2 protein-coding genes and 1 pseudogene are annotated in these 1683 nt (G+C 74.4%); 1 reads left to right on the plus strand and 2 read right to left on the minus strand.

The window, feature by feature from the left end; all coding sequences use genetic code 11:
* Positions 1 to 907, plus strand: a 907-nt coding sequence (locus AB0C29_RS47095) for a methyl-accepting chemotaxis protein (protein ID WP_360834724.1), incomplete at its 5' end; no start/stop codon positions are given.
* Positions 908 to 925: 18 nt separating this feature from the next.
* Here the strand turns inward: AB0C29_RS47095 and AB0C29_RS47100 are convergent.
* Entirely contained in the window at positions 926 to 1429 is a 504-nt protein-coding gene (locus AB0C29_RS47100) for an NUDIX domain-containing protein (protein ID WP_360834726.1), read from the minus strand.
* Positions 1422 to 1683 (minus strand): annotated as a pseudogene (locus tag AB0C29_RS47105) (hypothetical protein); the annotation flags it as partial. The pseudogene AB0C29_RS47105 and the gene AB0C29_RS47100, both read right to left, overlap by 8 nt.

Raw genomic sequence — 1683 nt, forward strand, 5'->3', positions numbered from 1 at the left:
GTCGGCCGCCGGCGGGGACCTGAGCCCGCGGATGCCGGTGGTGGGCAAGGACGAGCTGGGTCAGATGGCCGAGGCGTACAACGCGATGATGGACCGCTTCCAGGACACCGTGGCCGGCATCCGCCGGGCCGTCGACGAGGTCACCTCGTCGGCGGGCAGCCTGCGGCAGGCCAGCAGCACGATGACCGCGGCCGCCGACGCCACCGCCACCGAACTGGAGACCGTCGCCCGTTCGGCCGCCCGCACCAGCGACGAGGTCGGGGCCATCGCCGAGGGCACCCGGCAGATGCGCCGGGCGATCACCGAGATCAGCGCCAACACCACCGACGTGTCGCGGATGACCGACGAGGCGGTGACCGGGGTGACCCGGGCGACCGGCAACGTGACCCGGCTGCGCGACTCCAGCCAGGAGATCAACGACGTGCTGCGCAGCATCAACGCGATCGCGGCGCAGACCAACCTGCTGGCGCTGAACGCCACCATCGAGGCGGCCCGGGCGGGCGAGGCCGGGCGCGGCTTCGCGATCGTGGCCGGTGAGGTCAAGGACCTGGCCCAGGCCACCGCCGCGGCGACCGAGGAGATCGCCCGCCGGATCGAGGGCATCCAGCACGACACCGGCGAGGCCGTGGACGCGGTCAGCGGCTTCTCCGCCATCATCGGCGCGATCGCCGAGCACCAGGTCACCATCGCCGCGGCGGTCGAGGAGCAGAGCGCCACCACGGGCACGATGGTCGAGGGCGCGGGCACGGTGAGCGGCGGCACCGAGCAGATCAGCCTGGCCATCGGCGCCGTCAGTTCGGCGGCGGCCGAGGTGCGGGGCGCGGCGGAGGAGACCCACCGCGCGGTCGGCGACCTCACCGGTACGGCGGACCGCCTCAACAGCCTCGCGGCCGTCTTCCGTTCCTGACGGGCAGCCGACCGGCGGCTACATGCCCGCGGCGACCTGGGCGAAGTAGCGGTTGGCGACCCGCGTGTGCAGGTCGAAGCCCAGCGCCTGCGGGCCGTGCAGCACTTCCCAGCCCAGAGCCTCCTCGTTGGGCACGACGGGCGGCAGTTCGTCCTCCGAGGACAGCGCCGGGAGCAGACCGAAGATCAACAGGGTGCCGTCCGGGGCGCTGATCGCGTCGTACAGGCGTACCGTCCCGGGGTCGGTCCGCAGGCCGACCTCCTCGCTCAGCTCGCGCGACGCCGCCTGTTGCCAGGTCTCGCCCGTCTCGATGAAGCCGCCCGGCAGGGCCAGGGTGTCGCGGGCCGGCGGGATGCCCCGGCGCACGACCAGCAGGCCGCCGCCGACCGGCTGCACCGCGACGGCGACCGGTTTCGGATTCAGGTAGCTGGTCTCGCCGCACGCGCCGCAGCGGCGCGGCCAGGGCTGTTCGGGCACGAAGCGCGCGCCGCAGAACGTGCAGTGCGCGTATCTGTCAGGCATGCAGCGGGGCGTTGCAGGCCGCGACCAGCGCCTGGCGGCAGGCCGTGGTCAGTGGGCGCAGCGCCGCGTCGCGCTGCTGCGCCTCGTAGCCGTTCACCGCGCCGCCGGGGGCGTTGTGCTCGGCCAGCACCAGGACCTGGTCGAGGATGCTGGCCCGGGCGAACAGCCGGCGCGAGCGCGGGTCGAAGCCCGGCGGCAGCGTCGCGGTGCTCTCCGGGCGGCGCAACGCCTGCAGCGCGCCGGCCAGCTCGGGG

This window comes from Actinoplanes sp. NPDC048791 (assembly GCF_040650095.1).
In the GTDB taxonomy this organism is placed as follows: domain Bacteria; phylum Actinomycetota; class Actinomycetes; order Mycobacteriales; family Micromonosporaceae; genus Actinoplanes.